We start from the raw sequence: 12618 nt of genomic DNA on the forward strand, positions 1-12618 counted from the left end.
CACGAGACGGCCCGCACTGTCGCTGCATAAAAAAGGCGGAGCAGCCCGTAAGGTCACTCCGCCGCAGGTAATGCGCTTATTTGGCGTGCCCGCCCCCCGCCGTCATTTGAGCTGCGTGCTCCAGCTGGTCGCTCACAGCCTCCCAGCTTTCGCGGGCCGCTTTCGTTGATCCCGGAAAGTTGATGACAAGCGTATGCCCACGCTGCATGCACACGGCGCGCGAAAGCATAGCGCGGCGCGTCTTGGTCATGGAGTACGCACGGATTGCCTCTGCAATGCCCGGTACATCGCGGTCGCAGACGGCACGCGTCGCCTCGGGCGTCACGTCGCGCATCGAAAGGCCCGTGCCGCCGCAGGTGAGCACGACATTGGCGTGGCACTCATCGGCCGCTTCCACAATGGCATCACCGATCTCGCTGACGTCGTCGCGCACGACCACATGCGAGGCGACCGTCCAGCCCTGCGCCGCGATGAGTTCCTCGAGCGCAGCACCCGCCTCGTCCTGGGCAAGATCGCGCGTATCCGAGCACGTCACAATCGATATCTTCAGCTCCATAGCATTCCTCCTATAGCACCGCGCCCTCAGGCAAGTCGACACGCACGACATCCACGACGTCGCCCGCCCTGAGGTCACACGGGCCTTCGTCAATACGCAGCAGGCAGTTGGCCCGCTGCATCGTGCCGAGCAGCGCCGAATTCTGCGTCTTGGTCTCGGTCACCAACAGCTCACCGGTCTCGGGGTCGCGCAAAACCGTGGCACGATCGAAGAAGCGGCGATGCTGTCGCTTCTTCACGCCGTGTGTGAGCTTCGCCTGCTGCACGGGACGCACGCCCTCGGCAAAGCCGCGCATCTTGCGGATTGCCGGGCGGGCGAGCATCTCAAAGCCCACATACGCCGCCGCGGGATTGCCCGAAAGCCCGAGGTAGGGCTTACCTGCGAGCAAGCCAAACGTGATGGCCTTGCCGGGACGCATCGAGATGCGGTCGAACAGCACCTCGCCCTCGCGCCGAACGAGCGCCGTCACATAGTCGTAATCACCCGCAGAGGCGCCACCACTCGTAATGACAAAATCGCACTCCTGCGCGGCGCGATGCACCAACTCGGCAATCGCCTGCTCATCATCGGGCGCAATGCCGTAGAACACGGGCTCGGCTCCTGCATCGAGCGCCTCGGCCATCAACGCCGACGAGTTGGAGTCGCGAATCTGCCCGCGCGCCGGCACGTTACTCGGTGCGACCAGTTCCGTCCCCAGCGAGATAATGCCCACGCGCGGAGCGGCATGCACCTTTACACTCGCATACCCGGCGCTCGCCAGCAAGCCGGCGCCCGCCGGAGCCACAACCTCTCCAGCGTACATCACGACGTCGCCAGCATGCGCTTCCTCGGCAGCCGATCGAACGTTCTCCCCCACCTTGGCCGGCGCCGAGAATCTCACACGCGAACCCTCGTTGCCGTCACCGTCGAGCACATCGACGATCTCGTACTTCACCACGGCATCGGCACCTTCGGGTACCGGCGCGCCCGTCATGATACGAACCGTGTCGCCCGCGCCGATTGCGCCCTCAAAGACATGGCCCGCAGCCTCGTGCCCCACGACAGAAAGCGTCACGGGCGCATCGGTGGACGCTTTGGCGAGGTCGACGGCGCGTACGGCATATCCGTCCATAGCGCTGTTAGCAAACGGCGAAATGTCGATATCGGCCACCGCGTCCTCGGCCAAGGGAAGGCCGGCGGCCTGCCACACGGGAATCTCGACGAGATCGGTCGGAGCAACGTGCGACAGAACAATCGACTGCGCGTCCTCCAGCGGAATGAGTTTCTCTGCCATATGCACCTCTTAATGCCACAGCGCACAACGGGGGCGCCAATTCTTTATGCTTATCTCAGTATAATCCCCTGCCGCACGGCGGCGAAACGACCCACGTTCTCGAATACATCTGTCGGCCGCAAGCCGCGAAATAGAACCGAAACCAACCTGCCGGTTTGTCACGTTTGGCACGTTCTATAATGCTCGTGTTGCAACCTAAAAGAGGACCGTATGGCTTTTACCGACAAACCCGAAAGCGCAAACGAGGCGCAGGATCATTCCCAGTCGCTCGACAACGGCGGCTTTTTCTCCCTTAACGACGTCATCATGGCAGGCAGGCAACAGCTCACCCGCTCCGAGCATCTCTTGGCTGCCGACACGCGCCGCAATGCCCACAACCTACTCGCGAGCGCTAAATTGCTCGTGCTCGTCGTCATCGTCTCGCTCGCCATGGGCGTTGCCGCTTGGGCGTTTTTGGCCTCGTTGAATATCGCGACCGACTATCGCGAGCACCATACGTGGATCTACGCCATGCTTCCCGTTGTGGGCGTTGCCACCGCATGGGCGTACAAAAACCACGGTCTTGCCGCCAAACGCGGTAACAACCTGGTCATCGACTCCGCTCTGGGCACACGCCTCATCCATAAGCGCATGGCCGTCCTCACCTTCGTCTGCTCCACGCTCACGCACCTAACGGGCGGATCGGCCGGTCGCGAGGGAGCCGCGGTGCAGATTGGCGGCACCATCGCCAGCAACATCTCAAGCCTCGCCCACCTCAAAAAGCATGACCACCACGACCTCATGCTCGCCGGCATCTCGTCGGCCTTTGGCGCCGTATTCGGTTCGCCCCTTGCCGGAGCTTTCTTTGGCATGGAGATGTGCTTTATCGGCAAGATCGACTACACCGCAGGGATCTACTGCCTGGTCGCCTCGTTTAGCGGCTACTTTACATCACTCGCCCTGGGTACCGAGTACGAAGCGAATGCCATCGCCAGCGTTCCCGCCATGACACCCAAAACGGTCGTTATCGTTGTTATCAGCGCCATTATCTTCGGGCTGACGGCACGCCTCTTTGCCTGGTCGGTTCGAACCGTCAAGAGCCTGTACGGTCGCTTTATCACCAATTACCTCGTTCGCGCACTTATAGGCGCACTCGTGGTTTTGGCTGTCTATGCCCTCCTCGACGCCTGGGACTACGCCGGCCTTTCCACGTGGCTTTCGGGCGCCGGGTTTGCCGGCAACACCACCCTCGCCGACGCCGCCATCAAGCTCGTCGTAACGGCACTCACCCTGGGTGCCGGTTTCCAAGGCGGCGAGGTCACGCCCCTGTTTGGCATCGGTGCGGCACTCGGTGGCTGGATCGGTTGCCTTACCGGGCTCGACCCCAGTTTTCTGGCGGCTCTCGGCATGCTCGGCGTGTTCTGTGCCGGCCTTAACGTGCCCATCACCACCTGCATGATGGCCATCGACCTGTTCCACGGCACGGCCGCCGGGTTCTTTGTCATCGTGGCCTTTATCAGCTATCTCGCCGGCGGACACCGCGGCGTGTACCCTGCCCAGCGCATCATCTCACCCAAGCGCCGTTCGCTTATAGTGGATGAGGGCGGTACGGTAGCGGATGCTATCGAGCGCCACAATGACCTGATAGAGTAGACGTAAGTATTCGCCGTGCAGCCACAATCGGGGGGCAATTCGACCCGAGCGCGACCGCACCGTCACGCCATATGCCGGGAGTCGCCCATGCACGCAACTGATTTTGGTCGCACGCTCATCATCGCCAACCCAGCCGCCCAATCGGGTGCGGCGCGCGAAGTTGCCGAGCGCCTGCAACGCTTTTTGGACATGACTGCACGCGCATCCCAGTTTGACCTGGTATTGACCGAGCGTATGAGGCACGCCAAGGAGCTGGCCGCACAGGCTCAGGGCTATCGCACCGTTATCGCCCTTGGCGGCGACGGCGTGATCCACGAGGTCGTCAACGGGCTTATGGCACAAAAGGAGGACCCCCGCCCCGCTCTTGCCATCCTACCCGTGGGTTCCGGCAACGATTTTGCCCAAACGCTCGGTATAGAAAATTTCTCCGGCAAGGATTTTGGCGCGCTGCTCACCTGCGAGCTGCAGCGTCAGGACATCGGTCGCATTCGCTCATGGAACCCTGCAAGCGGTAGCGGCGAGGCTTCCGTTGAGTACTACGACCAGACGCTCTCCGTCGGTATTGACGCCGCCATCGGCCTGGGCACCACCGAGCTGCGCAAAAAGACGGGCCTCACCGGCGCTCCGCTCTACACCCTCTCGGGACTTGAACAGTTTGGCCTGCGCTATCGCAACTACCCCATGACAGTCAGCTTTGACGGCGCGCCCGCCGAGCGCGTGAGGGCGATCATCATGGCGATTCAGCTGGGCCCCACCTATGGCTCGGGCTATCGCATCTGTCCCGATGCCGACCCGTGCGACGGCATGCTCGACGTTTGCTACGCCTGCGGCCCCGTTCCGCGCGCGGTCGCGCTTCCCATGTTCCTTTCGGCCAAGGACGGCCACCATACCAAGTTGCCGCCGGTTTGCATGCGCCGCTGCCGCCATGCCGAGCTCACCTTTGGGGAGCCCGACTACCCCATCCAGGCCGACGGCGAACCTGTTATCGCCTCGCGCATCGAAGTCGACATCCTACCCGGCGCCCTCCAAGTCTGGCGCCCAACCCGCTAACCACCCCTAAGTTGCGGTGAAATAGGGACTGTTTATGCAGGTAAAGCCGCAAAACAGTCCCTATTTCACCGCAACTTATCGAGAAGATCACTCCTCCCCGCCCGGCTTGCGGCGGTTGACCTTTTTAATGGCGTTGAAGTGCTTGTCATTAAGTCTGCGCTGGCGAGAGCGCTGAGGCACCTTGGTCTTTACGCGTCGACGCGGTGGACGCCCGCGACGCTCAAGCTCAGCGCGTAGCTTACGCAAACAGCAGCTACGATTTTGGAACTGACTGCGACTCTCGCGCGCCGTCACGGTAATCCCCGTAGGGATATGTTTCATGCGCACCGCCGAGTCCGTCGTGTTCACGCCTTGCCCACCCGGACCCGTCGCGCGAAACACCTGCACCTCGCAATCGCGCGCCAGCTCCTCGACCGACATCTCGGCATAGCGCGCATACTCACGCCATCCCATCTTGTTCTCATCCATATCAACACCTCCCCTCATACAAAAAATGTGACAAAGGGACACCCCCTTTGTCACATCGCATACCAATCGCTTGTGTTGCGCGCTTAGGCGAAGGTGATCTCGCCGTTCTCACAGTCCATATCGGCGATACGGGCCAGGCTCTCAACACGGAAGCCGCGCTCGCGGAGCTTATCGCCACCGCCCTGGAAGCCCTTCTCCACCGCAATGCCAATACCAGATACCTCGGCACCCGCAGCCTCACAAATCTTGATAAGACCCTCGAGCGCGCAGCCGTTGGCCAGGAAGTCGTCGATAATCAGGACCTTGTCGCCCTCGGACAGGAAGCGCTTGCCAACGATAACCGGGTACTCCTTCTGCTTGGTAAAGGAGTAGATGGTCGTGGCATACTGCTCGCCGTCGAGGTTGATGGACTGTGCCTTCTTGGCAAAGACCACCGGCACGCCGCCAAAATGCTGGGCCGCAATGCAAGCCATGCCAATGCCCGAAGCCTCGATCGTAAGGATCTTGTTAATCTCGACATCCTCGAACAGACGGGCCCACTCGGCGCCCATGTGGTCAAACAGTTCAACGTCGCACTGGTGGTTGAGGAAAGCATCAACCTTAAGGACATTGCCAGCCTTTACGATGCCGTCATGGCGAATACGGTCCTCAAGCTCCTGCATGGCGCAACCCCTTCTCACGGCAACGATACCGCGCGATTAATAAACGTTGTTCGATAGTCTACCACGGACCGACCCCCGCCCGCCCCACAAGCCGCATCGCACCACAAAGCCGCAAGCAGATACACCGAGCTTACCAGCTGAATGCGATCGAGGACCACGCCCAGCCCCTTTTGCATCACGGGCAGCGCCACGGTCACGACGGTCGAATCCAGACACACCATAAACGTCATGATGAGCACCGTAAACAGAATCGCCCATTTGTTCTTGCCATGGGTGTCTCCCTCAAGAGCGATGTGTTCGCGGCGCAGCTGCTCTGCGGTTTTCTCCATATCCATCCTTTCGAGTGGCGCAACACAAAAAACGGGGCCCCAATCGCCTGCAAACAGTCGCGATTGGGGCCCCGCCTACGGTATCGGAGCTAAAGGTCGCCGAAGCTTTCTGCCGGCATCGGCGCCTTGCACGAACGCTAGCCTAGCACTGCTCAAGCGCCTGCTCAAGGTCGGCAATCATATCGGCCGTATCCTCGAGACCGCACGACAGGCGCACCATGTCGGCGGAGATACCACAGGCGATAAGCTCCTCATCGTTCATCTGGCGGTGCGTGGCGTTAGCGGGATGCAGGCAGCAAGTGCGGGCGTCGGCCACATGCGTGGCGATCTGAGCGAGCTTGAGGCTCTTCATAAAGGTCTCGGCCGCCGCGCGACCACCGTTAAAGCCAAAGCTCACAACGCCGCAGGTGCCGTTGGGCATGTACTTCTGAGCCAGGTCATAGTACTTGTCGCCCTCCAGACCCGGATAGCTCACGAAGCGCACCTTGGGATGGCTCTGCAGGAACTTGGCAACAGCCAGGCCGTTCTCGCAATGACGCGGCATGCGCACATGCAGGCTCTCGAGCGAGCTGTTCAGGAAAAACGCCGCTTGCGGGTTCTGCATGGGGCCGAGGTCGCGCATGAGCTGAGCGGTTGCCTTGGTAATGAAGGCGCCCTCGCGACCGAACTTCTCGGCATAGGTCACGCCGTGGTAGCTCTCATCGGGCGTGGTGAGACCCGGGAACTTGTCCGCATGGGCCATCCAGTCAAACTGGCCGTGGTCGACGATCACGCCGCCCAGGTAGGCCGCATGGCCATCCATGTACTTGGTGGTGGAGTGCGTAACGATATCGGCTCCCCACTCAAAGGGACGGCACATCACGGGCGTCGGGAAGGTGTTGTCGACCATCAGCGGCACGCCGTGGTCATGCGCGGCCTTGGCAAAGCGCTCAATATCGAGCACGGCAAGGGCGGGGTTGGCGATCGTCTCGCCAAAGACGAGCTTGGTATTGGGCTTAAAGGCTGCCTCGAGCTCCTCATCGGTGCAATCGGGGGCAACGAACGTGCAGGTAACGCCCATACGACCCATGGTATGGGCAAGCAGGTTGTAGGTACCGCCGTAGATGGCCGAGCTTGCGACCACATGATCGCCGGCGCCGGCCACGTTAAAGATCGCGAGGAAGTTCGCAGCCATGCCCGAGCTCGTGAGCATCGCAGCGGTGCCGCCCTCCATCTCGCAGATCTTGGCGGCAACCAGATCGCACGTAGGGTTCTGCAGACGGCTGTAGAAATAGCCAGACTCCTCCAGGTCAAACAGCTTGCCCATGTGCTCGGACGTGTCGTACTTCCACGTGGTGGACTGGTAGATGGGCACCTGGCGCGGCTCCGCATCTCCCGGGTGATAGCCGCCCTGAACACATGTAGTACCGATGGTCTGCTCGCTCATATCTAGCTCCCTTGCCTGGGTTACATTTTTATCCGGTTCACGATACCGCTACCCCGCACCCCTCTCAACCCATCCCCAAGGTAGGTTATGAGACAAATCAACCGGGGGCATTTATCGCAAATCTTGGCATTTATTCGATAGATAAAAATGAGGCATACATGAGGCTTTCGATGAACAAATGCATCGGCAAGGGTACCATAGGCGAGTACACCGTTACCGAGGAGACAACGATGAAGCAAATCGATACTGCCCAGCTCGACATCACCGCCTGTCAGGCTCAGGCTGCCGAATACCACGCCCGTGGCTTTAACTGCGCACAGGCCGTCGCCTGCACGCTCGCACCCGCCGTCGGGCTCGACCCCCAGACCGCCTTTATCCTCACCGAGGGCTTTGGCGCCGGCATGGGCGGCATGACCGAGACCTGCGGCGCTATCTCGGGCGCCGTGGCCATCATGGGCTTTGTAATGAGCGACGGCATGGATAACCCCAAGACCAAGGGCCAGACTTACAAGCTGTCGCGCGAAATCGCCAAGCGTTTTAAAACGAAAAACACGACGACCGTCTGCGGCACGCTCAAGGGCATCGGATCGGACAATGGTCCGCTCCGCAGCTGCCCCGGCTGCATCGACGACGCCATCGAGATCGCCTGCGATGTGCTAAAGCAGCTCGCCGAGTAAACGGCGGCAACAGAAAACGACGGCTGGCGTGCTTGGGATTCATCCAAAAGCACGCCGGCCGTCGCCGTTAGAACTCGGCAAATTTGGGAGCGCCGACCTCAATCTCCTCGCGCCCCGCCATAAGCTCGCGCATCTTAGCGCAAAAAGGCTCCTGCTCCCCCGCCTTAAACACCAAATGAATCGTCACGGCATCCGCGTAATCGGTATCCGAAACCTTGGCACCCGAATCCTGCGCCAAACGAAGCACCTGCTCATACTGCGGATAGGCCACGTGCACGTCAACAGGCACGACGCTCGTCATCTCAACGACCTGCCCTGCCTCCTGAGCAGCTGCCACCGCCGCCTGCGTCGCCGCGGTATAGGCGCGCACCAAGCCACCGGGCCCCAACAGCGTGCCGCCAAAATAGCGCGTCACCACGCAGCAAACATTTTTGAGCCCAGCGCCGCGCAACACCTCGAGCGTCGGCATGCCGCTCGTGCGGCTCGGCTCACCGTCATCACTCTGACGCTCGCGTCCATCGACCAAAATCCACGCGGGAACATTGTGTCGAGCGTCGTAATGACGCTTGCGAACCATCTCGATGAAGGCATTCGCCTCATCCTCGGATTCAATATGGACCAGCTGGGCAATAAACCGGCTCTTGCGATCCACAAACTCGCCAGAAGCCTCAATATTCGATCGCAGAGTAAAATAGCTGTCCAACAAAGCCCCTCAACAAAACTAAGCGCGGCAACAAACAGCCTCAATAATACGGCAAAGACAGCAACGTTGTCCTCGCCAACAAGAGCGAAAACGCCAATGATGCCGTCACCAACAGCGAGAACCCGTCAGCGCGAGCAAGGTGCCTTGAAAGACGAGATTGCAACAGAAATGAAGCTGCCGATGACCAGGCAAAAACAGCGAGATGCCAAGAACGGAACCGCCGATGATTCCGTCAACGAAAGCGAGAACCCGTCAGCGCGAGCAAGGTGCCTTGAAAGACGAGGGCATTGACCTTATGGTCATGCCCGAAGGCTTGAAAGGCAGATTGTCGCGCTGACGGGTTCGCAGCGTCAACAAAGTGCCGAGTGGGCCTATAAGCCGGGTTCTGTCGTGAACGGTCATTTATCTTGTCTGCACGTTACCGTGCAGCTCCACGCACGCTACCCGAACGCGGACCGGGCCGGCCCATAGCGTTCCTATTCGCGCTTGCTCCGGATGGGGCTTGCCAAGCCGCCGTGTTGCCACGACGCTGGTGGTCTCTTACACCACCGTTTCAGCTTTTCCCTTTACGCCTTGCGGCGCAGGTGGGAGTCTTCTTTTCTGCGGCGCTTTCCGTCGGATCACTCCGCCCGGCCGTTAGCCGGCATCCCGCCCTCTGGAGCCCGGACTTTCCTCACGCGTGCCGCAAGCAGCACATCGCGCGACCGTCTGGCCCACTCAGCAGTGCAAGAGTGTAACACACCGTTGCCGCAGGCAAAGGCACAACACAAGCGTTCGACACGATATACCAAGAACCATGCCATGCAGTACAATAGGGTTGTCGATGGGCAACGTCGCCAGTCGAGACGCGACCGCGCTCCGCACCCCTCCGTCTACTCGGTGCGTTCCCGCCTCCTCCCCGAGGCGGGATGTCGGCATTTTCATGCACCGACAACCCAATAGCCTGTGAACAGCCAGGACAGCATTGCGCACGAGTAGCATTGCGCACCTCACCGGCAAACGCAAAAAGGGACCCGTCCATTGCGGACGGATCCCTTAAAGCAAGTGATCGTCAAACCGATTTACTCGGCGTCGGTCTCCTCGTCCTTCTTCTCGGAAGGCAGCGGGGTAACCTCGATCTCGACGCCCAGAGTCTCAGCGGCGGACTTCATAGACAGGGAGATACGACGACGGTCGAGGTCGATCTCCATGACCTTGACCTGAACCTTGTCGCCCACGTGGGTGACCTGAGAAGGCTGGTCGACGTGCTTGTTGGCCATCTCGGAGATGTGCACCAGGCCCTCGATGCCCTCGCCCAGATCGACGAAAGCGCCAAACGGGACAAGCTTGGTCACAGTGCCCTCGACGATAGCGCCGACGGGGTACTTCTTGACCAGTGCGCGCCACGGATCCTCGGTGGTCTGCTTGAGACCCAGGGAGATGCGCTCGCGGTTGAGATCGACGTCGAGAACCTCGACCTCGACCTCCTGGCCGACCTTGACAACCTCGGAAGGATGGTTGACGTGGTTCCAGGAGAGCTCGGAGATGTGGATGAGACCGTCGATACCGCCGAGGTCGACGAAGGCGCCGAAGTCGACGATGGAGGAAACGGTGCCCTGGAGACGCATGCCAGACTTGAGCTTGGACAGGATCTCGGAACGCTCGGCCTTACGGGACTCCTCAAGCACGACGCGACGGGAGAGAACGACGTTGTTGCGGTTGCGGTCCATCTCGATGACGCGGGCCTCGATGCGGGTGCCCATGTAGGAGGTGAGGTCCTTGACGCGACGGAGGTCGACGAGGGAAGCGGGCAGGAAGCCACGCAGGCCGATGTCGAGGATCAGGCCGCCCTTGACAACCTCGATAACCTCGCCCTCGACGTTCTCGCCGGAGTTGAACTTCTCCTCGATGCGGTTCCAAGCACGCTCGTACTCGGCACGCTTCTTGGAAAGGACCAGACGACCGTCCTTGTCCTCCTTCTGGAGAACCAGGGCCTCGATGGAATCACCGAGTGCAACGATGTCTGCAGGGTTAGCGTCCTTGCGGATGGACAGCTCGCGGACCGGGATAACGCCCTCGGACTTGAATCCGATGTCAACGAGCACCTCGTCATGCTCGATCTTAACGACAGTACCGTTAACGAGATCGCCCTCATCAAAGTCGGTAATCGTACCGTCGATGAGGTTGTTCATCTCCTCCTCGTTGACATCGTCAAGAGAGAAAATGGACGAGTTCTGAATCTCACTCAAAGGTGGACCCCTTTCGAACTACGGGGCCCCGATTGCTAGGACCTACAGAAGGGTGCGACAAGCACACAACGTTTAGGAACACTCGGGAGCCGACAGATACTAATGTGACGCTTATGCAATCACGTTCGTATAGGTTACGTGGAAATCACTTCGATTTCAAGCGTGAACTGCGATTTTTTACTCGTATGGAGACTTTTTCGCAATCTTGTGAACGACCGTCTCCATAAGTTGACGATAAGCAGTTGAGTATACGGCTTTGGGGTAAAGTATCCGGAGCCAACGTTCTAAACGATTTTTCGAGAAAGGTGCCCGCGTGCTCAAAGCAGTCGTTTTCGATATGGACGAGACGCTTCTCAGCATCAATCTCAACGCGTTTATCCTTCGCTATTTTAAGGATGTCTCGTCAATGCTCGCGGATATCGGACGATGCAGCCGCGGTGGTACGATGGCACGCCTCGGCACCATCCTGGTCGACCTCAACGCCAATCGCCGAAGCGGCACGGACAATCGCACCAATCTTGAGTTTTACCGCACCGAGGTCGAGCGCAGGTGCGGCATCTGCCTCTCGGACCCACTCATCTACGAGGCGTTTACCTACTATGAACGCGAAGTTCTCCCGTACAAGAATGACGATGCCATCAATGCCCACGCCATGCCGGGTGCACACGCCGCACTCCAGGCTGTACGGGACGCAGGACTGCGTTGCGCACTCTTTACCAACCCCAGCTTTCCCCAGGGGGCCATCGAATGCCGCATGGGTTGGGGTGACCTGGCCGACGCCCCCTTTGAGCTCGTGACGCACATGGGAAACGCCACCCGTTGCAAGCCCGATGCCACCTATTACCTGGAGCAGCTGCAGGCCATGGGGCTCGAACCGCACGAGGTCCTTATGGTGGGCAACGACCCCAAGCGCGACTTCCCCAGCCCCGCCTGCGGTATTCAAACTGCCTATGTTGGCCAGGGAAAACCCAGTCGAGCCACCTGGCGCGGAACCATGGAAGACTTCGCCCGCGACTTTAACGCCGTAATCGATGCCTTCTACGAGCACCAAGTAGCCAACGAACTAAGCTAGTCCCCAAATCAGGAATGGGGCGCACGTTTGCCCCACGCTTCGTTACGTGGGCAACGGCTTGAGGGCAAGATGCGATGCCCCAGTGTCCTAGGCCGTGATCATTTTGACGCGTTCGCCGATCTTGGAGTCGCGCCTGTCGGAAATAACAGTAAAGCCCTCCAGGTCGCACACCTTTACATTTGAAAACACGTGGAACTTGGAGCTATCGGCGAGTACGCAACTCGCTTGGGAATTCTGCATCACGATACGTTTTTTGATAGCCTCGGGATAACCTGGCGTCATGATGCCGCGGTCCTCGTCCACCGCATTGACACCTATAAACGCCCGGTCAAAGTACAGCTCGCGCAGCGCGCTCTCAACCATAGGACCGGTGAGCGAGCAGGTAACGGGGTTGAAGTCGCCGCCAATTACCACCACCTTAGCAGCAAGCTCGCCCGTAAACCGACATGCATAGCCGTTGGTGGTGTAGATAGTCACCGGCTTGTCGACGAGCAGGCTCAGGAGCGCCGTCGCGGTGGTACCGGAGTCGACAGCGAGATGAG

Annotated in this window: 13 protein-coding genes and 1 other RNA gene; 4 read left to right on the forward strand and 10 right to left on the reverse strand. The window is 59.9% G+C overall.

Going from position 1 to position 12618, the window contains the following annotated elements:
* Nucleotides 1-76: 76 nt before the first annotated feature.
* Nucleotides 77-556, reverse strand: a complete 480-nt coding sequence (locus tag ACTQ1E_RS00265; protein ID WP_427794485.1) for a MogA/MoaB family molybdenum cofactor biosynthesis protein — start codon at nt 554-556, stop codon at nt 77-79.
* Nucleotides 557-566: 10 nt separating this feature from the next.
* The gene (locus ACTQ1E_RS00270; protein ID WP_441564357.1) at nt 567-1829 is read right to left on the reverse strand and encodes a molybdopterin molybdotransferase MoeA; all 1263 of its coding nucleotides are present in this window, start codon (nt 1827-1829) and stop codon (nt 567-569) included.
* A gap of 210 nt (nt 1830-2039) precedes the next feature.
* On the opposite strand from ACTQ1E_RS00270, the gene ACTQ1E_RS00275 reads away from it, so the two are divergent.
* Together ACTQ1E_RS00275 and ACTQ1E_RS00280 are read left to right on the forward strand one after the other, a co-directional pair.
* Nucleotides 2040-3461 carry a chloride channel protein gene (locus ACTQ1E_RS00275; protein WP_441564358.1) on the forward strand — a complete coding sequence of 474 codons (1422 nt, stop codon included), beginning with the start codon at nt 2040-2042 and terminating at the stop codon, nt 3459-3461.
* Between the two features lie 87 nt (nt 3462-3548).
* Complete coding sequence (locus tag ACTQ1E_RS00280) at nt 3549-4511, forward strand: diacylglycerol/lipid kinase family protein (protein WP_441564359.1); 963 nt, start codon at nt 3549-3551, stop codon at nt 4509-4511.
* 87 nt (nt 4512-4598) lie between these two features.
* On the opposite strand, the gene ACTQ1E_RS00285 is transcribed toward ACTQ1E_RS00280, so the two are convergent.
* From ACTQ1E_RS00285 to ACTQ1E_RS00300, 4 genes are all read right to left on the reverse strand, one after another.
* Entirely contained in the window at nt 4599-4997 is a 399-nt protein-coding gene (locus ACTQ1E_RS00285) for a peptide chain release factor family protein (protein WP_441564421.1), read from the reverse strand.
* Nucleotides 4998-5062: 65 nt separating this feature from the next.
* The gene (locus tag ACTQ1E_RS00290; protein ID WP_427727567.1) at nt 5063-5641 is read right to left on the reverse strand and encodes a xanthine phosphoribosyltransferase; all 579 of its coding nucleotides are present in this window, start codon (nt 5639-5641) and stop codon (nt 5063-5065) included.
* Between the two features lie 14 nt (nt 5642-5655).
* Nucleotides 5656-5970: a hypothetical protein gene (locus ACTQ1E_RS00295; protein ID WP_441564360.1), complete on the reverse strand. Its 315-nt coding sequence runs from the start codon at nt 5968-5970 to the stop codon at nt 5656-5658.
* Between the two features lie 142 nt (nt 5971-6112).
* Nucleotides 6113-7396: an O-acetylhomoserine aminocarboxypropyltransferase/cysteine synthase family protein gene (locus ACTQ1E_RS00300; protein ID WP_441053935.1), complete on the reverse strand. Its 1284-nt coding sequence runs from the start codon at nt 7394-7396 to the stop codon at nt 6113-6115.
* A 170-nt stretch (nt 7397-7566) separates the two neighbouring features.
* Between ACTQ1E_RS00300 and ACTQ1E_RS00305 the strand changes: the two genes are divergently transcribed.
* On the forward strand, nt 7567-8073 hold the full coding sequence (locus ACTQ1E_RS00305; protein WP_427727569.1) for a C-GCAxxG-C-C family protein: 507 nt from the start codon (nt 7567-7569) through the stop codon (nt 8071-8073).
* A gap of 67 nt (nt 8074-8140) precedes the next feature.
* Here ACTQ1E_RS00305 and ACTQ1E_RS00310 read toward each other — a convergent pair whose 3' ends face one another.
* The 3 genes from ACTQ1E_RS00310 to rpsA form a co-directional block, all read right to left on the reverse strand.
* The gene (locus tag ACTQ1E_RS00310) at nt 8141-8779 is read right to left on the reverse strand and encodes a YigZ family protein (RefSeq protein WP_195838524.1); all 639 of its coding nucleotides are present in this window, start codon (nt 8777-8779) and stop codon (nt 8141-8143) included.
* A gap of 355 nt (nt 8780-9134) precedes the next feature.
* An RNA gene (gene rnpB, locus ACTQ1E_RS00315) (RNase P RNA component class A) lies at nt 9135-9496 on the reverse strand.
* Between the two features lie 341 nt (nt 9497-9837).
* Entirely contained in the window at nt 9838-11004 is a 1167-nt protein-coding gene (rpsA, locus tag ACTQ1E_RS00320) for a 30S ribosomal protein S1 (RefSeq protein WP_154515317.1), read from the reverse strand.
* 313 nt (nt 11005-11317) lie between these two features.
* Here rpsA and ACTQ1E_RS00325 point away from each other — a divergent pair, with 313 nt between their 5' ends.
* Nucleotides 11318-12076: an HAD family hydrolase gene (locus tag ACTQ1E_RS00325; RefSeq protein ID WP_427719687.1), complete on the forward strand. Its 759-nt coding sequence runs from the start codon at nt 11318-11320 to the stop codon at nt 12074-12076.
* Nucleotides 12077-12163: 87 nt separating this feature from the next.
* Here the strand turns inward: ACTQ1E_RS00325 and ACTQ1E_RS00330 are convergent, their stop codons facing one another.
* Entirely contained in the window at nt 12164-12553 is a 390-nt protein-coding gene (locus tag ACTQ1E_RS00330) for a hypothetical protein (protein ID WP_441048626.1), read from the reverse strand.
* Nucleotides 12554-12618 lie beyond the last annotated feature (65 nt).

The sequence above is a fragment of the Collinsella sp. LCP21S3_C7 genome (assembly GCF_052118485.1).
Classification (GTDB): domain Bacteria; phylum Actinomycetota; class Coriobacteriia; order Coriobacteriales; family Coriobacteriaceae; genus Collinsella.

Excerpts from the sequence above, each read along its gene's own strand:
- ACTQ1E_RS00265 (WP_427794485.1), bottom strand. The coding sequence starts at position 556 with ATGGAGCTGAAGATATCGATTGTGACGTGCTCGGATACGCGCGATCTT.
- ACTQ1E_RS00270 (WP_441564357.1), bottom strand. The coding sequence starts at position 1,829 with ATGGCAGAGAAACTCATTCCGCTGGAGGACGCGCAGTCGATTGTTCTG.
- ACTQ1E_RS00275 (WP_441564358.1), top strand. The coding sequence starts at position 2,040 with ATGGCTTTTACCGACAAACCCGAAAGCGCAAACGAGGCGCAGGATCAT.
- ACTQ1E_RS00280 (WP_441564359.1), top strand. The coding sequence starts at position 3,549 with ATGCACGCAACTGATTTTGGTCGCACGCTCATCATCGCCAACCCAGCC.
- ACTQ1E_RS00285 (WP_441564421.1), bottom strand. The coding sequence starts at position 4,997 with ATGAGGGGAGGTGTTGATATGGATGAGAACAAGATGGGATGGCGTGAG.
- ACTQ1E_RS00290 (WP_427727567.1), bottom strand. The coding sequence starts at position 5,641 with ATGCAGGAGCTTGAGGACCGTATTCGCCATGACGGCATCGTAAAGGCT.
- ACTQ1E_RS00295 (WP_441564360.1), bottom strand. The coding sequence starts at position 5,970 with ATGGAGAAAACCGCAGAGCAGCTGCGCCGCGAACACATCGCTCTTGAG.
- ACTQ1E_RS00300 (WP_441053935.1), bottom strand. The coding sequence starts at position 7,396 with ATGAGCGAGCAGACCATCGGTACTACATGTGTTCAGGGCGGCTATCAC.
- ACTQ1E_RS00305 (WP_427727569.1), top strand. The coding sequence starts at position 7,567 with ATGAACAAATGCATCGGCAAGGGTACCATAGGCGAGTACACCGTTACC.